This is a genomic window from Asanoa sp. NPDC050611, assembly GCF_040654855.1.
Classification (GTDB): Bacteria; Actinomycetota; Actinomycetes; order Mycobacteriales; family Micromonosporaceae; genus Asanoa.
Genome location: NZ_JBFAIU010000163.1, coordinates 1 through 16,315, shown reverse-complemented (window position 1 = coordinate 16,315; position 16,315 = coordinate 1). Strand labels below are relative to the sequence as shown.

Genomic DNA, 16,315 nt, shown 5'->3' with positions numbered 1-16,315 from the left:
GGGGATGACGTCAAGTCATCATGCCCCTTATGTCCAGGGCCCGCTGGCGTTCCAGTTCATCCGGGTGATGAGCTGGCGGGCGGCCTCGGCGTGCTCGGCGTCGACCAGCACCGCGTACTCGGTGGCCTGCAGTGAGCTTCGCGAGGTGAAGTCGCGCTGCCCGCGGGTCATGCCGTGGGCGATGGCGCCGAACAGGGCACCCCAGAACGCGCCGATCGCCAGCGCCGAGAACACGACGGCGAACCAGTTGGCGTCGGAGAAGATGCCGAACAGCAGGCCGATGAACAGGCCGAACCAGGCGCCGCTGGCCGCGCCGGCCAGGGCGGCCCGGCCGGTGGTCAGGCGGCCCAGCACGTTCTCGACCAGGCGGAGGTTGCTGCCGACGATCGCGGTGGTCTGCACCGGGAACTGGTTGTCGGACAGGTAGTCGACCGCCCGCTGCGCCGCGGCGTAGTCGGTGTAGGTCGCGACGGTCACGGTCGGCCGGCTCGGACCCTGGTCGGCGACCGGGGCGCCGCCGAAGACACCACCGCCGAGGCCCCGGCCGGGGACCGGCGCACCGGAACCCCCTGGCGAGGCTGGCACGCCGCCGGGCCCCGGCGGGATGTTGCCGGCCGGCGTCGAGGGTGTTGTCATGATTCCTCCTTGGTCACGTACCAACTTCCCCGATCTTCGACCCCATAACCGTCGCGGTGTTGTCGTTCCGGTCAACTGATCGTCAAATGACCGCACACACCCGGTCGCCCAGCCGCCACGAAGTCGGCGGCGCGAACGTGCCCGAATAGGTGCCCTGGAACCCGATCGTCGTGGTGCCGCCGGTCGGCAGGTTGCCGTTCCAGCTCAGCGGGCGGGCGGTGAGCTGGGTGCCGGACTGGGTCCAGGTGGCGCTCCAGCCCTGGGTGAGCCGGACGCTGCTGCCGACGGTGGTCTGCAGGGTCCAGTTGCTGACCGGCGGGCCGTTGTTGATCACTGTGAGCTCGGCCGTGAAGCCGCCCGGCCACACGTTGAACCGCTGCCGGACCTCGCAGCCCCCGGCCGGCGGGTCGGTCGGCCCGGTCGTGGGCGGGGTGGTGGTCGGCGGCGTCGTCGTGGGCGGGGTGGTCGTCGGCGGCGTCGTCGGGTTCCAGGGGCCGGCGGCGATCGCCAGGTCGTACGCCCGCTGCGGCACGAACTGGCCGGCACCGGCGATGCAGCCGTCGGCCTCGCCGGGGAGCTTGACCCAGAGGTACGCGGCGATGGCCGAGTCCCCGGTCTGGGTGGTGCTCGGCGTGCCGATCGCCCGCCCGGCCGGGTCGCACCACTCGCTGCCGAGGGGGCCGTTGCCGTTGCGACTCGTGTCGATGACGGCCTTGAGCGCGGGCGCGCCGATGGCGTTCAGGACCGCCTTCGCGTACGGGACGGCCTCGCTGTTGGCCCGGTAGTTGGAGACGTTGACCGAGATGCCGTCGGCGCTGTTGACGATGTCGGCCGCGACCGCGCGGGCCGCCGCCTCGCTCGCGGAGAGCCAGGCCGAGTGCCCGACGTCGTAGTAGACCTTGGCCTGCGCCGAGCCGGCCTTGAGCTTCTTGCCGGCGTACGCCATCGAGGCGCGGGTCTCGGCCTGCTGCGTGGCGTTCTGGCAGTTGGTCATCAGCGGCAGCACGTCGGGTTCGAGGACGATCGCGGCCGGCCGACCGGCCAGCCCCGCGGCCACCTCGTCGATCCAGGCCCGGTAGGCGGCGTGCGACGGTGCGCCGCCGGAACTGGCGCCGCCGCAGTCGCGGTTCGGGATGTCGTACACGACCATGATCGGGATCTTCCCGACGGCCGCGGCGGCGCCGACGAACGCGTTGACCTGGCCACGGACGGTGGTGGTGTTGGTCGTCGTGAACCAGCGGGCCTGCGGCACCTCGGCGATCCGCTCGCGGATGACGGCCGCGCGGCTGTCGCCGGAGTTCGCGGCGACCCATTGGGCGGCGTTGGTGTCGGGGTCGACGTAGAAGGCGGAGTCGACGGCGGCGGCGTGGGCGACCGGCGGCAGGCCGGCGGGCGCGACCAGGGCGGTCAACGCCACGGCGAGGGCGCCCGCGCCGGCACACGCCGCGCCGACGATGGATCTGCGGTGCATGGCGGTTCTCCTATGACTCGTGGCAATAGAGGACCGTCAGTGGAAGCGCTCCCAGCGAGCTTACGTGCTGCCCGCGGCCGTGTGAAGACCGAAACTCGCTGTCGCGGCTGCGGGCGCGGACGGTAGCGTCGCGCTTCGTGTCCGTGAGTTGGGAATGGGACGAAACGCTCTACGCCGGCAGCGCCGCCCACTATCCGGTCGGCCGGGTGGGTTATCCGCCCGAGCTGGCGACCGCGATCCGCGACGCGCTCGGCCTCGACGGCACGGGCCGGCTGCTCGACGTCGGTTGCGGCCCCGGCTCGCTGACCCTGCTGCTGGCACCGCTGTTCGCGGCGACGGTCGGCGTGGACGCCGATCCGGGGATGCTGGCGGTGGCGGCCCGCCGGGACCCGGGTGCGACCGTCCACTGGCGACGGCTGCGGGCCGAGGAGCTGCCCGCCGGCCTCGGCCGGTTCCGCGTGGTCACGTTCGCCCAGTCCTTCCACTGGATGGACCAGCCGCTGGTCGCGACCCGCGTGCGCCCGATGGTCGACCAGGCGTGGGTGCACGTCCTCGCACAGACCCACCGCGGTGACGACGGCACCGACCCGCTGCCCCGTCCGCGGCCGCCGTGGGACGCGATCGACGACCTGGTCCGCGCCTACCTGGGCCCGGTCCGGCGGGCAGGCCAGGGCGTGCTGCCCGACGGCACGAAGGGTGGCGAGGAGGAGGTCATGCGGGCGACGGGCTTCCAGGGGCCGACCCGGATCACGGCCGTCCCGGCGAGGGTGGTCACGCGCACCGCCGATGAGATCGTCTCGGCGGTGCTGTCGATGTCGATCTCGGCGCCCCACCTCTTCGGCGACCGCCTGGCCGCCTTCACCACGGACCTCCGCAAGACCGTCGGCGAGGGCCCGTTCGCCGAACGCCTACTCGAGATCGACCTGGTGATCTGGACGCCCTGACCGACCCGCCTCAGCTGGGCGCGTGGGCGGTCGGTGTCGTGGTCACCGGAGCGACACCCGCTCCCGGGACGTAGTCCTCGAGCAGGGCCGGGGTGAGGCCCGCCTTGCGGATCGCCTTCAGGGCGCCGAGGAGGTCGTCCATCAGGGCCGGGCGGAAGTGCATCAGCAGGATGTCGCCGGGCTGCAGGAGCTTCGTCGGCGTCTGGTAGCGGACGATCCCCTCGTTGACCGTCGCGGACCAGTAGTAGACCGCCTTCGCGCCGCAGTCCCTGGCCACCGCCATCGTCGTGTCGTCGTGGTCGCCGAACGGCGGCCGGAACAGCGTCGGCCGCTTGCCGAACAGTTGCCGCAGCTTGTCCGCGGAGCCGCAGATCTCGTGGTGCTGGGTGGAGTGCGACAGCCCGCGCAGCGACCGGTGGGTGATCGTGTGGTTCTCGACGACGCCGCCGGCGGCCTCGATCTGCTTGAAGTAGTCGGTGTGCTCCGTCGCGGCCGGTGAGTTCAGGAACATCGTGACCGGGATATGCGCCTCGCGGATGAAGGCCGGCACGTCCGCGGGCCGGGCCAGCGCGCCGTCGTCGATGGTGATGAACGCGACCTTCTGGTCGGTGGGCACCCGCAGCCAGAACGGCGGCCGCTCGGTCGTGGCCCCCGCCCGCAGCCGCGGCACCGGCGCGGGCGGGAACTGCGGAACCCGGGCCAGATACCACTCCAGGCTCTTGAACCTCGGCGGCGGCGGCTTCGCGGTGGGGCTGGGCGACGGGCTGCCGGACTGGCTCGCGGCGTCCGGCGTGGGGACGGACGTGATCCTGGTGAACGCCTTGGCGTGCGTGGCGCAGCCGCTCAGCGCGAGTACGGCGAGGAGAGCCACGAGACGGCGGGCACGGATTGCGGGCACGCGGGAACCGTAGTACCCGGATGTCATGATCTTGTCACCGCGGCGTCCGTACGGGAATCTCATTCACCATGCACCTGCTGGTTCTTGGCGGCACCCGGTTCGTCGGGCGCGCCGTCGTCGACCGGGCGCTCGCGCTCGGCGCCGAGGTAACCCTCTTCAACCGGGGCCGCACCGCCCCGGGCCTCTATCCAGACCTGGAAACCGTGCGCGGCGACCGCACCACCGACCTGTCGGCGGTCGCCGGGCGGCGGTTCGACGTGGTCGTCGACTGCGCGGGCTACGACCCGGCGGTGGTGGCCCGCTCGGCCGACGCGCTGCGGGACGTCGTCGACCGTTACGTGTTCGTCTCGTCCGCCTCGGTCTACGCGGACCAGAGCGTGCCGCCCGTCGAGGGCGCCGCGACCCTCGACGACGACTCCTACGGCGGCCGGAAGGCCTCCTGCGAGCGGGTCGTGCGCGACCGCTACGGCGACCGCTGCCTGGTCGCCCGGTCGGGCCTCATCGTCGGGCCGCACGACCCGACGGAACGGTTCCCCTACTGGCCGCGGCGCTTCCGCCGGCCCGGGCCCGTCCTCGCGCCGGGCGAACCGACCGATCCGATGCAGTACATCGACGTGCGGGACCTGGCGGCGTTCCTCCTGGGCGACGCGGCCGGCACGGTCAACGTCGTGGGACACACCCTCCCCATGGCCGACCTGCTCGCCGCCTGTCAGGCAGCGGCGGGGTCGGCGCACGACCTGGTCTGGGTGCCGACGCCGGACCTGCTGGCCGCCGGCCTCGACCCGTGGATGGGCGTGCCGCTCTGGATCGCCGACCCGGAGTGGCGCGCGGCCAACCTGGTCGACGGCAGCCGGGCCCGCGCGGCAGGGCTGACGACCAGGCCGGTCGCCGAGACCGCCGCCGACGTGCTGGCGTGGGACACCGCTCGCGGCGGACCGGCCGACGGCGTGGAACCGCTGTCGGCGGGCGACGAGCAACGGCTGTTGGCCCGGCGCTGACGCCGCTGGCCGCCCGGCGGACCCGGGCGGCCATTCAGCCGCGTGGCTCGCGCGGTTTGAGCATGAAGACGTTGGGTGCGAGTTTCTCCATCGCGCCGTCGCGGGCGACGATGAGGCCGGCGGCGAAGTCCACCAGCGGGGTCGGGTCCGGATCGGTGAGCTCGGTCAGGTCCATGACCACGGTGATGTCGTGGCAGAAATAGTGCCCGACGTGGATCACGTCGCTGTAGCTACGCGGCCTGAGCGTCTTGAGCATTGCTTCAGTTTCCTCCTCCACCCGCCCGCGGCTGCCACGCCGCGCGCAGCGTGTCCAGGAGTCCATCGTCCAGGTGGCCGTTCAGGCGCAGCCGGGCCATCCCGCCGTCCGGGTGGATGTCGAGACGCACGTGCGTGACCGGGTCCGTGCGCAGCACGAACCGGTGCCGGGTGTCCGGGCGCAGGTCGGTCTGCGGCAGCAGCTCGCGCCACGCGGCCGCGTCGGCCGGGTCCGCCTTGCGCTCGTCGACGCCGGCCAGTGCCGCGGCGCCCGGTGCGTTGCCCTTGAAGTGCGTGGTGTCCAGCTCCGCGAGGCGGATCCGGCCCGGCGCCGCGAGGCGGACGACGACCCAGTCGTTGCCGGCGTCGCGGCGCCGCCGGGTCTCCCAGCCCTCGCCCATCGTGCGGGCGAGGCCGGGCTCGATGAGCTGCGCCGGCGAGCCGTAGAACAGGTCGCTGCAGTCGACCACCCGCCCGCCGTTCTCGGCCGCGGCCAGGTCCAGCCAGCCGTCCGGGAACCGCACCGGGTCGGGCACCACCTCGCCGTGCACCCGCAGCCGAGCCACTCCCCCGTCGGGATGGATGACCAGCTTCACGTGGGTCACGAGACCGGACGAGACCTCGAACGCGTTGGCCGTGTCACCGGCCAGCGGCGAGCGCGGCAACAACGGCTCCCACGCGGCCGCCAGCAGGTCGGCGAGCGACGGGTGCCCGTCGAGCCGGCAGCCGAACACCGACGCCTCGGGCGGGAAGTTGCCCGTGAAGAACGACGTGTCGACGACCAGCCCCCGCACGACGCCGGCCGCGCCGAGCCGGACGATCGCCCAGTCCTCGCCCGGCGTGCGCCGGCGGCGGGTCTCCCAGCCGTCGTACACCTGGCCCTTGGGGCCGAACGTGCGCGGCGTGAACCCGGGGGGCTCCGGCGTGACCAGGTTGTCGGCCGCCGCGAACAGCTCGTCGTTGGTGCCGACCACTCCGCCGCCGAGGCGCCGGGACGCCAGGTCGGGCAGGTTTTCCCAGGACGTCACCGGGCCTCCTCCAGCAGGTCGGCGGAGCGGGCGAGAAGGCGGCCGCGGGGCGGGTCGCCCGGTGTGACCTTGACGCCGCGCAGCCACACCCGGCGGACCACACCCGTCAACCGCCGGCCGGCGTACGGCGTGACCGGGTGCCGGTGGTGCAGCCCGTCCGGTGCGACCGTGAAGGAGGCGTCCGGGTCGAAGGCAACCAGGTCCGCGTCGGCACCCACCGCGATCCGTCCTTTGTGGCGCAGCCCGACCAGGTCGGCCGGACCGGTGGCCATCCAGCGCACCACGTCCGCGACGTCGAAGCCGCGCGCGGCGGCGGCCGTCCAGACCAGCGGCAGGCCGAGCTGGAGCGACGCGATGCCGCCCCAGGCGCCGGCGAAGTCACCCTGTTTCAGGGCCGGCGTGGACGGCGAGTGGTCCGAGACCACGATGTCGAGCGTGCCGTCGGCCAGCGCCGCCCAGAGCCGGTCCCGGTTGGCCGCGCCGCGGATCGGCGGGCAGCACTTGAACTCGGTCGCACCGTCGGGCACCTCGGCCGCGTCCAGGGTCAGGTAGTGCGGGCAGGTCTCCGCGGTCACCCGCACGCCGCGGGCCCGGCCGGCCGCGACCACGGCGGCGGCGTCCGCGTCGGAGATGTGCAGCACGTGTACGCGCGACCCGGTCGCCTCGGCCGCGTCCAGCGCCGCACCGACCGCGGAGCACTCGGCCGCACCGGGCCGGGACCGCTCGAAGTCGGCGTAGACCAGGGACGCCGGCGCCGCACCCAACCGGTCCGGATCCTCGGCGTGCACGAGGAACAGCGCGGACACCGCGCCCATCGCCAGGCGCAGCTCGGCCGGTGTCACGGGCGGGAACTCCGGCACCCCGGAGTCCGCGAGGAACGCCTTGAAGCCGAACACCCCCGCCGCGTGCAGCTCGGGCAGGTCGCCGGCGTTGCCCGGGATCGCGCCGCCCCAGAAGCCGACGTCGACATGGCACTGCCCGGCCGCCGCCGCCCGCTTCACCGCCAGCGCCGCGGCGGACACGGTCGGCGGCAGGGAGTTGAGCGGCATGTCCACAATGGTCGTCACCCCGCCGGCCAGCGCCGCCCGGGTGGCGGTGGCGAAGCCCTCCCACTCGGTGCGGCCCGGTTCGTTGACGTGCACGTGGGTGTCGACGAGACCCGGCATCAGCACGAGGTCGCCGAGGTCGACGTCGGCGGCGGGCCGGCCGGGCAGCACGGCGGTGATCCGCCCGTCGCGCACCTCCACCCCGGCCGGGCCGACCGAGCCGTCCGGCAGCACCACCCGCGACGAGCGGATCACACGGCCCATAGCGCCTCCAGGGTCGGGCGGGTGAACGGCACCTCCGGCAGATCCAGGGCACCGCAGTCGAGACCGCGCAGCAGGAAACCGGCCAGGGCGCGGGCCGTCGCCGGCTCGTCGAGGATGCCGCCGGCCTGCCGCTCCAGGTAGGCGCCGAGCCGCTCGACGGCGGCGGCCGAGGCCGAGCGGAAGAACGCGTACGTGGCCGCGAACCGCGTCGGCAGCTGCGCCGGGTGCAGGTCCCAGCCCTGGTAGAAACCGTGGGCCAGGGAGCGCAGGACCAGCCGGTGGTGCAGCTGCCAGGCCGCGTGGATCCCCGGGCCGACCGGGAGCACGTTGCAGGACCCGTCCGAGAGCCGCACGCCGGTGCCGGCGACCGCGACCTGCATGACCGCCTTCGCGTGGTCGGCCACCGGGTGGGCCAGGCTCTGCTCGGAGGCCGCGACGCCGAGCGCGGCGCTGTAGTCGTAGGTGCCGTAGTGCAGGCCGACCAGCCGGCCCTCGGCGACCGTCGCCAGCCGGGCCACCGTCGCGGCCCCGTCCGGCCCCAGCACCGCGAGCGGGGTCTCCACCTGCGCCTCGAAGAGCAGCGAGCGGGGCGCCAGCCCGTAGGCCAGCTCGAGCTGGGCGCAGAGCTGGGCCATCGCGGCGACCTGGGCGGCCGCGCTCACCTTGGGCAGGGTCACCACGAAACCGGCCGGCAGCGCACCGTCCACGGCGGACAGGAACAGGTCGAGCGTGCGCACGCCGCGGCGGCGGGTGGCCGCCTCCAGCGACTTGATCCGCATGCCGATGAACGGCGGCGCGGGTGCGAGAGACAGCAGCGCGGCACCGGCGGCGGCCGCCGCGACGTCCTCGGCGTCGTCGCCCCGGGCCCCGTAGCCGTCCTCGAAGTCGATCCGCAGGTCCTCGATCGGCTCGCGGGTCAGCTTCGTCACCACCCGGTCGCGCAGCTCCTCGGGAAAGGGCAGCGGCGGCCACGCGTCGAGGGCGGCGAGCGCCTCGGCGCCCCAGGCGGCCACCACGGACGGGGCGAACCTGTCCGCGGGTACGTACACCGTGTGGACCGGCTGCCGTCCGGTGACCGCGGGCCGGGGCCGCGCCCGCAGCACGGCGTCGACCGGCGCGAGCCGCTGGTCGAGCTCCCGGTAGACCGAGTCCGGCAGCCGCCCGGTCATCGGGCCAGCGCGATGTGGTCGGGGCGGACGGGAACCCGCGTCAGGGGCAACCCGGTGGCCGCTCTGATCGCCGCCACCACGGCCGGTGTCGAGGAGATCGTCGGTGGCTCGCCCACGCCGCGCAGGCCGTAGGGTGCGTCCGGGTCGCCCAGCTCCAGCACGTCGACCGCCATCGGCGGCATGTCGAGGATCGTGGGGATCAGGTAGTCCGTGAACGACGGGTTGCGGATCACGCCGTCCACCACCTGGACCTCCTCCATCACGGCCAGCCCGAGACCCTGCGCCGTGCCGCCCTGGATCTGCCCGACCACGGCCTGCGGGTTGACCGCCTTGCCGACGTCCTGCGCGGTGGCGATCTCGACCACGCGCACGAGGCCCAGCTCGGTGTCGACGTCCACGACCGCCCGGTGCGCGGCGAAGGCGTACTGGACGTGCGCGTCGCCCTGGCCGGTGACCGGGTCGAGCGGGCGGGTCGGCCTGTGCCGCCACTGCACCGTCTCCTCGACCACGTCGGTGCCGAGCAGCTCGACCAGCGCCGCCACCACCGATCCGTCGGCCGCGACCACCTTGCCGTCGACCAGCGACAGCTCCTCGGCGCGGCCGAGCCGGGCGAGCACCGTCGCCCGCACCGCCTGGCAGGCCGCCCGCACCGCGCCGCCGGTCATGTAGGTCTGCCGGGACGCCGACGACGAGCCGGCGCTGCCCACCGAGGTGTCGGCGGTCGCCACCGTCACCTTGGCGACGCCCAGCTCCGTGCGGGCGATCTGCGCCTGCACCGTCACCAGGCCCTGCCCGACCTCGGCGGCCGCCGTGTGCACGAGCACCGCCGGCTCGCCGCCGACCACCGAGAGCCGCACCCGGGCCGTGGAGAAGTCGTCAAAGCCCTCGGAGAAGCAGACGTTCTTGATGCCGATGGCGTAGCCGACGCCCCGCACCACGCCCTCGCCCCGGGTCGTGTTGGCCACCCCGCCGGGACGCTCGCGGGGGTCGCCGGCGGCCGGCGGCGGCAAGGGCCGGTCCCGCACCAGGGCGAGCAGGTCCGCGACCGGCGCCGGGCCGTCGACGAGCTGGCCGGTCGGCATCACCGAGCCGGTGGTCATCGCGTTGCGGCGGCGCAGCTCGACCGGGTCCAGACCGAGCGCCGCGGCCAGCTTGTCCATCTGCGACTCGTACGCGAAGCAGGCCTGGACCGCGCCGAAGCCGCGCATCGCCCCGCACGGCGGGTTGTTCGTGTAGACGCCGTACGCGTCCATCACGACGGTCGGCACGTCGTACGGCCCCACGCCGAGCGTCGCGGCGTTGGCCACCACGGCCGGGGTGGACGAGGTGTAGGCGCCGCCGTCGAGCACGATCCGGGCCTTGACGTAGACCAGCTTCCCGGCGCGGTCGGCACCGTGCTCATAGGACAGCCGGGCCGGGTGCCGGTGCACGTGGCCGAAGAACGACTCCTCCCGCCCGTACACCATCTTGACGGGCCTGCCGGTGTGCAGCGCGAGCAGGCAGGCGTGCACCTGCATCGAGAGGTCCTCGCGGGCGCCGAACGCGCCGCCGACGCCGGCGAGGCTGAGCCGGACCTTGTCGGCGGGCAGGCCGAGGCAGGCGGCCACCTGCTTCTGGTCGACGTGCAGCCACTGCGTGGCGACGAACAGGTCGACGCCGCCGTCCTCGGCCGGCACGGCGAGCCCGGACTCCGGGCCAAGGAAAGCCTGGTCCTGCATGCCGACCTCGTAGTCGCCGGTGACCACGACGTCGGCGGTCAGCGCGTCGCCGCCGGCCGAGGCGAACCGGTGGACCGGCACGTGCCGCACGAGGTCGCCGCGGGACAGCGCGTCCTCGGGGTCGGTGACCGGGGCGCGTACCGCGTACTCGACCTTGATCCGGGCGGCGGCGCGGCGGGCCGTCTCCGGATGGTCGGCGGCCACGATCGCGACCGGCTCGCCCTCGTAGCGCACCTCGTCGACGGCGAGCACGGGCTGGTCGAGCAGGTCGAGCCCGTAGTGCTTGGCGCCGGGGACGTCGGCGGCGGTCAGCACCGCGTAGACGCCGGGTACGGCCACCGCGCCCGTGATGTCGATGCCACGGATCTCGGCGCTCGGGTGCGGCGAGCGGACCGTGGCGCCCCAGAGCATCTCGTCGGCCCACAGGTCGGACGAGTAGGCGAACTCGCCGGACACCTTGAGCACGCCGTCGGGCCGCTGCGGTGAGGTGCCCACGCCGCCCTCGACGAGGGCCGGTGCGACGGTCGGGGCGGTCATCGGGCCCTCCGCATCAGCGAGCGGTGGGCGCGGCGGGTGCGCCGGGTCAGGTCACGGTCGTCCGCGGTACGCAGCTCCCCGTACTCGACGATGCTCCGCCCGCCGACGGTGAGCAGCTCCAGCGTGGCCGGCGGCCCGAAGACCAGCGCGGTGACCGGGTCGTCGATGCCGACGTGCCCGAGGTCGTCGAGCCGCCACAGCGCGAGGTCGGCCAGCTTGCCCGGCTCGATCGAGCCGAGCTCGCCGTCGCGGCCGAGGCAGCGGGCGCCGCCCATAGTGCCGAGGCGCAGCGCCTCGCGGGCGGTCAGCCCGGTCGGGCCGCCGCGCAACCGGGCCGTGTAGAGGGCCTGCCGCAGCTCGGCGCCGAGCTGGTTGGCCTCCTGGGACGCGGCGCCGTCGACGCCGAGCCCGACCGGCACCCCGGCGTCGAGCAGCTCGCGCACGCGCGCCATGCCGGCGCCGAGGCGCGCGTTGGAGCTCGGGCAGTGCGCCACGGCCGTGCCCGACGCCGCCAGCGAGGCGATCGCGGCATCGTCGAGGTGCACAGCGTGCGCGAGCCAGACGTCGTCGCCGAGCCAGCCGACCCGCTCCGCGTACTCGACGGGAGTGCAGTCGAACTGCTTGCGGCAGAAGTCGGTCTCGTCGGCGGTCTCCGCCAGGTGGGTGTGCAGGCGGACGCCGTGGCGCCGGGCCAGGGCGGCGGACTCCTCCATCAGCCGGCCGGTGACCGAGAACGGCGAGCAGGGCGCGACGGCGATGCGCAGCATGGAGTCGGGCGCCGGGTCGTGGTAGCGGGTGATCGCCTCCTCGGTGGCGACGAGCGCGGCGTCGGTCTTCTCCACCACCTCGTCGGGCGGCAGGCCGCCGGCCGACCGGCCGAGGTCCATCGAGCCGCGGGTGGGGTGGAACCGCAGGCCGACCTCGCGGGCCGCCTCGACCTGCGCGGCCATCAGGTCGCCGGCCTCGCCCGGGTAGACGTAGTGGTGGTCGGTGCTGGTCGTGCAGCCCGACAGGGCCAGCCAGCCGAGCCCGGCGGCCGTCGTCGCCGAGACGACCTCCGCGTCGATGCCCGCCCAGATCGGGTAGAGCGTGGTCAGCCACTCGAAGAGCGTGCCGTCCTGGGCCAGCCCGCGGGTCGCCCACTGGTAGAGGTGGTGGTGGGTGTTGACCAGGCCCGGGGTGAGCAGGCAGCCGGTGCCGTCGACGCGGCGCACGGACTGCAGCCGGCCGGCGTGGCCGGAGCCGACCGCGGCGATCCGGCCGTCGTCGCCGATCACCACGTGACCGTCGGAGTATTCGGTGCCCGCGGCGTCGACCGTCGCGATCGCGCAGTTCTCGATGAGGATCATGACGCCGCCGCCAGCCGGACCGCTTCCATGATCTTCTCGTAGCCCGTGCACCGGCACAGGTTGCCGGCCAGCGCCTCGCGGATGTCCGGGTCGCTCGGCGCCGGATCGCGGGCCAGCAGGTCGTGCACGGCGACCACCAGGCCGGGCGTGCAGAATCCACACTGGACGGCGCCGGTGGCGAGGAACGCCCGCTGCACCCGGTCGAGCTGTTCGTCACCGGCGCCGGGCGCGAGGCCCTCGACGGTGGTGACCGTGCGGCCCTCGGCCTGGCCGGCCGCGACCAGGCAGGCACACACCGGCAGCCCGTCGAGGTAGACCGTGCACGAGCCGCACTCGCCCTGTTCACAGGCGTTCTTCGCGCCCGGCAGGCCGAGCCGCTCGCGGAGCACGTAGAGCAGGCTCTCCCCCGGCCACACGTCGTCCGCCTGTCGGGGTTCGCCGTTGACCACGCAGTTGACCCTCATGCGCCACCTCCCAGGTCGGCCCAGGCCCAGGCCAGCGTCCGGCGGGCCAGCACGGCCAGCGCGTGCCGGCGGTAGTCGGCGCTGCCCCGGACGTCGTCGATCGGCCGCGCCGCCGCGCCGACCAGGTCACCGAACCGCGCGGCGACCGCCCCCGGCACCGGACCGCGGGACTCCCACGGCAGCTCCGCGGCGAGGAACTCGGCCGCCTCGGTCGCCCGCAACGGGGTCGGTCCGGCCGAGCCGATCCCGGTGCCGACGGTGTGCGTCGCGGCGTTCAGGGAGATCGCGAACGAGCAGACCGCGATCACCATCGCGTTGCGGGTGCCGACCTTGGCGAACTGCTCCGCGCCGGGCCGCGCGGGCACGAGGAACGCGGCGATCAGCTCATCGGGCGTGCGGACCGACCGCTTCGGCCCGACGAAGAACTCGGCGACCGGCACCCGGCGCGAGCCGCGGACGGAGGCCAGCTCGACCAGCGCGCCGGCGGCCAGCAGCGCGGGGTGCGCGTCGCCGGCCGGGGACGCGGAGCCGAGGTTGCCGCCGACCGTGCCCCGGTTGCGGATCTGCGGCGAGCCGACCGTGCGGGACGCCAGCGCCAGGCCCGGCACGCGGCCGGCCAGCTCGTCGATCAGCCGCCGGTAGGTGACGCCGGCGCCGATCCGCAACAGGTCGCCGTCGGTGCCCCAGTCGGCCAGCGCGGTCACCCGGGTCAGGTCGAGCAGCGCGCCGGGGCGGGAGCGGTCGAAGTTGAGGTCGACCATCACGTCGGTGCCGCCGGCGATCGGCACGGCGTCGGGGTGCGCCGCCTTCGCGGCCAGGGCCTCGTCCCAGTCGGACGGTCGCAGGAAGTCCATGGTCACCACGCCTCCGGGGCCGGCGCGACGTCGTCGCGGAGCACGGTGCCCTCGATCAGGCCGTACGGGCGGTCCGTGGCGACGTAGACCTCGTTGTCGTTGCCGAGCCCGAACGGCGCCAGGTCGACGAGGAAGTGGTGCCTGTTCGGCAGCGCCAGCCGCACCTCGGCGATCTCCGGCTGCTTCTCCAGCGCCCGGCTGCCCATCGCGTAGAGGGTCTGCTGGAGCGAGTAGCTGTAGGTCTCGACGAACGCGGCGGTCAGCGCATCGCGTGCCCCCTGGAAAGAACTGGCCCACGACCGGCCGGCACCCACCTCGGTCCAGCGCCAGCGGGCGTCGACCTCGGTCGCCAGGATCCGGTCGGTGGTCTCCGGCAGCGTCGTGTAGCCGTCGCGCACGTAGCCGTGGAACTCCGAGTCGGTCGTGTTCAGCAGGATCAACCCCGACAGGCCGCTGACGACGTACGACGCGTCGCCGGTGACCGTCACCGAGGCGTGCCGGGTGGGTGCGCCGTCGCGGGCGAACGAGTGCGGGCCCAGCCGCGACCACGGATGCTCGGCGAGGTCGACCCGGGCCCAGTGGATGCTCGGCTGGGTGTCGACGAAGTGCCGGGCCAGCAGCAGGCCGAACGCTTCCGGCTCGCCGACGCCGTAGCGCTTCGCGAACGCGTACACCGTGTTCTTCTGGGTGTCGGTGGGCAGCACGCCGCTGTTGTCGCCCTCGTGCGCGGCGGCCAGGTCGCCGGCGAGCGCCACGCTGACGGTCAGGTCGCGCAGCTCGTGCCGCGGCCCGTCGCGGACCACCCGGACGAGGCGGACCTCGGCCTTGCCGTACCGGTTCGCTCCCAGGGCGATCGCCATGGCCGTCAGCTCCCCCGGTAGGTCGTGTAGCCGTGCCGGTTGAGCAGCAGCGGCACGTGATGGTGCTGGTCCGGCGCGGCGACCCGGAAGCCCACGGTGATCTCCGGGAAGAAGGTGCCGCCGTCGAGGTAGCCGCCCACGTCGAAGACCAGCCGGTAGTCGCCGGCCGCCCAGCCGTCGGCCGGCACCCAGTCGCGCAGGCGGCCGTCGTCGTCGGTGCGCCCCTTGGCCAGGGTCTCGGCGCCGCGCTCGAGCCGCACCGCGACGCCCGCGGCGGGCCGGCCGCGCTCGAGGTCGAGCACGTGCGTCGAGAGCGGCGCGGTCGGGTCGGTGACCAGCCGCTCCAGCCGGAGCAGCGCGATCTTGCGCAGCTCCTCCTGGACGACCCGCTGCTCGGTCTCCGGGTCGTTGTCGAGCCGGTGCCGGAGGGCGTCGAGGATCTCCGCTTGCGACTTGCCCGTCGCGAAGACGAGGAAGACGTGGTCGAAGCGGCGCTCGTAGTCGAGGTTGGCCCGCTTGAGCGCGGTGATCGTGTCGGCGTCGGCCGCCACGCCGGACTGCTCGCGGCGGGACCAGGCCGACTCCCGGTCGCCGCCCGCCGGTCGCTCGCCGATGCGCGGGTGCGCGGAGATCGCCAGCGAGACGTCGGACCAGGTCAGTCGGCGCAGGGCGGCGTCGGCCGTGGCCAGGAGCCCGGCCCGGTCGGGGTACGGGCGGCCGGCCGCGACCGCCTCCGCCCAGGTCGGTGCGGCGCAGCAGGCGAGCAGCTCGCGCTCGGCCTCGGCGGGCGGGAGCCGGTTGAACCGGTCGACGTCGGCGATGACGCCCCCCTCACAAGACGGATACCGAATGACTACTCCAGCGCGGGCCCCCGATCAAGGCGTTCCGTACCCGCGGACGGCGTGTCATGGCCGTCCGGCGTATCCAGGTCGGTGTCGTCGGCGACGTCGTCGCACGGCACGACGGTGACGGAGGCGGCGTGTGCGCGCAGGTAGGCGCGGGCGCCGGCATCACCGGTCGCGGTCTCGGCGACGCCGGCCCAGTGGTCGCGACCGAGCACGACGGGGTGGCCGCGGCGGTCCGCGTAGCCGCCCATCCGCAACGTGTCGGGACCGGCACTCTCCGCGACGCGGGCGACCGCGGCCGGTGTGATGCCCGGCATGTCCACCAGCAGCACCGCGGCGGCTTTCGCGTTCGTCGCGGCGAGGGCGGCCAGGCCGGCGCGCAGGGACGAACCCATCCCCGTCGCCCATTCGGGGTTCTCGACCAGCACGGCGTCACCCAGTCGGGCCTGTTCGCGAACCTGGTCGGCGGCCGCACCGAGCACGACGTAGACCGGATCGAGGCCGCCCGACCGAGCCGTGGCGACGGCCCGCTCGACCAGCAGGGCACCGTCGCGGAGCACGAGCGCCTTCGGGCGGCCGTAGCGACGGCCGGCGCCGGCGGCGAGAACGAGCCCCGCGGTCATGCTCAGTCACCCTAGTCGCTGGTGCGGTTCGCTAATACACCCTGGTATGCCCCTTTCGCGTGCTATATCCATCGGCCGTTCGGCTAGCTTTTAGCCAGCTGGTCAGGCTACGGTGAGTGCCGAACGGCTAGTACATGCCATACGGCAAAAATCAGCACCGTGCACATATCGACTGCAGGAGGTCCCCCCGATGACCGTGCAGACGGCGGAGAAGGTTGACCCGGCGCCCGCCCTCACCGACAGCGCGACCGAGCTGCTCACCGCCCTCGCGGCGGTGCCGGCCGGTCACCCGTCCCGGGCCGCGTTGCGGGACCGCACGATCGAGGCCTGGCTCCCCCTGGCCAACCACCTCGCCC

General features: G+C 74.2%; 16 protein-coding genes and 1 pseudogene. 3 read left to right on the top strand and 14 right to left on the bottom strand.

What is annotated here, in order from left to right:
• Positions 1 to 27: 27 nt before the first annotated feature.
• Positions 28 to 636 (bottom strand): general stress protein, encoded by a 609-nt coding sequence (locus tag AB0H87_RS23835; RefSeq protein WP_360149510.1) that lies wholly within the window; start codon positions 634 to 636, stop codon positions 28 to 30.
• Positions 637 to 718: 82 nt separating this feature from the next.
• Positions 719 to 2,107, bottom strand: a complete 1,389-nt coding sequence (locus AB0H87_RS23830) for a glycoside hydrolase family 6 protein (protein ID WP_360149507.1) — start codon at positions 2,105 to 2,107, stop codon at positions 719 to 721.
• A gap of 137 nt (positions 2,108 to 2,244) precedes the next feature.
• On the opposite strand from AB0H87_RS23830, the gene AB0H87_RS23825 reads away from it, so the two are divergent.
• Positions 2,245 to 3,051, top strand: coding sequence for a class I SAM-dependent methyltransferase (locus tag AB0H87_RS23825; RefSeq protein ID WP_360149504.1), 807 nt, complete (start codon positions 2,245 to 2,247; stop codon positions 3,049 to 3,051).
• A gap of 10 nt (positions 3,052 to 3,061) precedes the next feature.
• Here the strand turns inward: AB0H87_RS23825 and AB0H87_RS23820 are convergent, their stop codons facing one another.
• The gene (locus tag AB0H87_RS23820) at positions 3,062 to 3,949 is read right to left on the bottom strand and encodes a polysaccharide deacetylase family protein (protein ID WP_360149501.1); all 888 of its coding nucleotides are present in this window, start codon (positions 3,947 to 3,949) and stop codon (positions 3,062 to 3,064) included.
• A gap of 68 nt (positions 3,950 to 4,017) precedes the next feature.
• Between AB0H87_RS23820 and AB0H87_RS23815 the strand changes: the two genes are divergently transcribed.
• Complete coding sequence (locus tag AB0H87_RS23815; protein WP_360149498.1) at positions 4,018 to 4,947, top strand: NAD-dependent epimerase/dehydratase family protein; 930 nt, start codon at positions 4,018 to 4,020, stop codon at positions 4,945 to 4,947.
• Between the two features lie 34 nt (positions 4,948 to 4,981).
• Here AB0H87_RS23815 and AB0H87_RS23810 read toward each other — a convergent pair whose 3' ends face one another.
• Genes AB0H87_RS23810 through AB0H87_RS23760 form a run of 11 tightly spaced genes read right to left on the bottom strand, consistent with a single transcriptional unit; the run spans position 4,982 to position 15,959 of the window.
• Positions 4,982 to 5,203, bottom strand: a complete 222-nt coding sequence (locus tag AB0H87_RS23810) for a cell division protein SepF (RefSeq protein ID WP_360149495.1) — start codon at positions 5,201 to 5,203, stop codon at positions 4,982 to 4,984.
• 4 nt (positions 5,204 to 5,207) lie between these two features.
• Positions 5,208 to 6,230, bottom strand: coding sequence for an allantoicase (gene alc / locus AB0H87_RS23805; protein ID WP_360149492.1), 1,023 nt, complete (start codon positions 6,228 to 6,230; stop codon positions 5,208 to 5,210).
• A complete protein-coding gene (allB, locus tag AB0H87_RS23800) occupies positions 6,227 to 7,540 on the bottom strand; it encodes an allantoinase AllB (RefSeq protein WP_360149489.1) in 1,314 nt (437 codons plus the stop codon). The genes alc and allB overlap by 4 nt, the downstream gene beginning before the upstream one ends.
• Positions 7,528 to 8,709 carry an aldolase/citrate lyase family protein gene (locus AB0H87_RS23795; protein WP_360149486.1) on the bottom strand — a complete coding sequence of 394 codons (1,182 nt, stop codon included), beginning with the start codon at positions 8,707 to 8,709 and terminating at the stop codon, positions 7,528 to 7,530. The genes allB and AB0H87_RS23795 overlap by 13 nt, the downstream gene beginning before the upstream one ends.
• Positions 8,706 to 10,964 carry a xanthine dehydrogenase subunit D gene (pucD, locus tag AB0H87_RS23790; protein ID WP_360149483.1) on the bottom strand — a complete coding sequence of 753 codons (2,259 nt, stop codon included), beginning with the start codon at positions 10,962 to 10,964 and terminating at the stop codon, positions 8,706 to 8,708. The genes AB0H87_RS23795 and pucD overlap by 4 nt, the downstream gene beginning before the upstream one ends.
• Positions 10,961 to 12,313, bottom strand: coding sequence for an 8-oxoguanine deaminase (locus tag AB0H87_RS23785; protein ID WP_360149480.1), 1,353 nt, complete (start codon positions 12,311 to 12,313; stop codon positions 10,961 to 10,963). The genes pucD and AB0H87_RS23785 overlap by 4 nt, the downstream gene beginning before the upstream one ends.
• The gene (locus AB0H87_RS23780) at positions 12,310 to 12,777 is read right to left on the bottom strand and encodes a (2Fe-2S)-binding protein (RefSeq protein WP_360149478.1); all 468 of its coding nucleotides are present in this window, start codon (positions 12,775 to 12,777) and stop codon (positions 12,310 to 12,312) included. Before AB0H87_RS23780 ends, AB0H87_RS23785 begins: the two co-directional genes overlap by 4 nt.
• Positions 12,774 to 13,631 carry an FAD binding domain-containing protein gene (locus tag AB0H87_RS23775; protein WP_360149475.1) on the bottom strand — a complete coding sequence of 286 codons (858 nt, stop codon included), beginning with the start codon at positions 13,629 to 13,631 and terminating at the stop codon, positions 12,774 to 12,776. Before AB0H87_RS23775 ends, AB0H87_RS23780 begins: the two co-directional genes overlap by 4 nt.
• Positions 13,632 to 13,633: 2 nt before the next feature.
• The gene (gene pucL, locus AB0H87_RS23770) at positions 13,634 to 14,491 is read right to left on the bottom strand and encodes a factor-independent urate hydroxylase (RefSeq protein WP_360149472.1); all 858 of its coding nucleotides are present in this window, start codon (positions 14,489 to 14,491) and stop codon (positions 13,634 to 13,636) included.
• A gap of 5 nt (positions 14,492 to 14,496) precedes the next feature.
• Complete coding sequence (uraD, locus tag AB0H87_RS23765) at positions 14,497 to 15,312, bottom strand: 2-oxo-4-hydroxy-4-carboxy-5-ureidoimidazoline decarboxylase (protein WP_360149513.1); 816 nt, start codon at positions 15,310 to 15,312, stop codon at positions 14,497 to 14,499.
• Positions 15,313 to 15,344: 32 nt separating this feature from the next.
• Positions 15,345 to 15,959 (bottom strand): nucleotidyltransferase family protein, encoded by a 615-nt coding sequence (locus AB0H87_RS23760; RefSeq protein WP_360149469.1) that lies wholly within the window; start codon positions 15,957 to 15,959, stop codon positions 15,345 to 15,347.
• A gap of 190 nt (positions 15,960 to 16,149) precedes the next feature.
• Between AB0H87_RS23760 and AB0H87_RS23755 the strand changes: the two are divergent.
• Positions 16,150 to 16,315: pseudogene (locus AB0H87_RS23755) on the top strand (RNA polymerase sigma factor SigF); the annotation flags it as partial.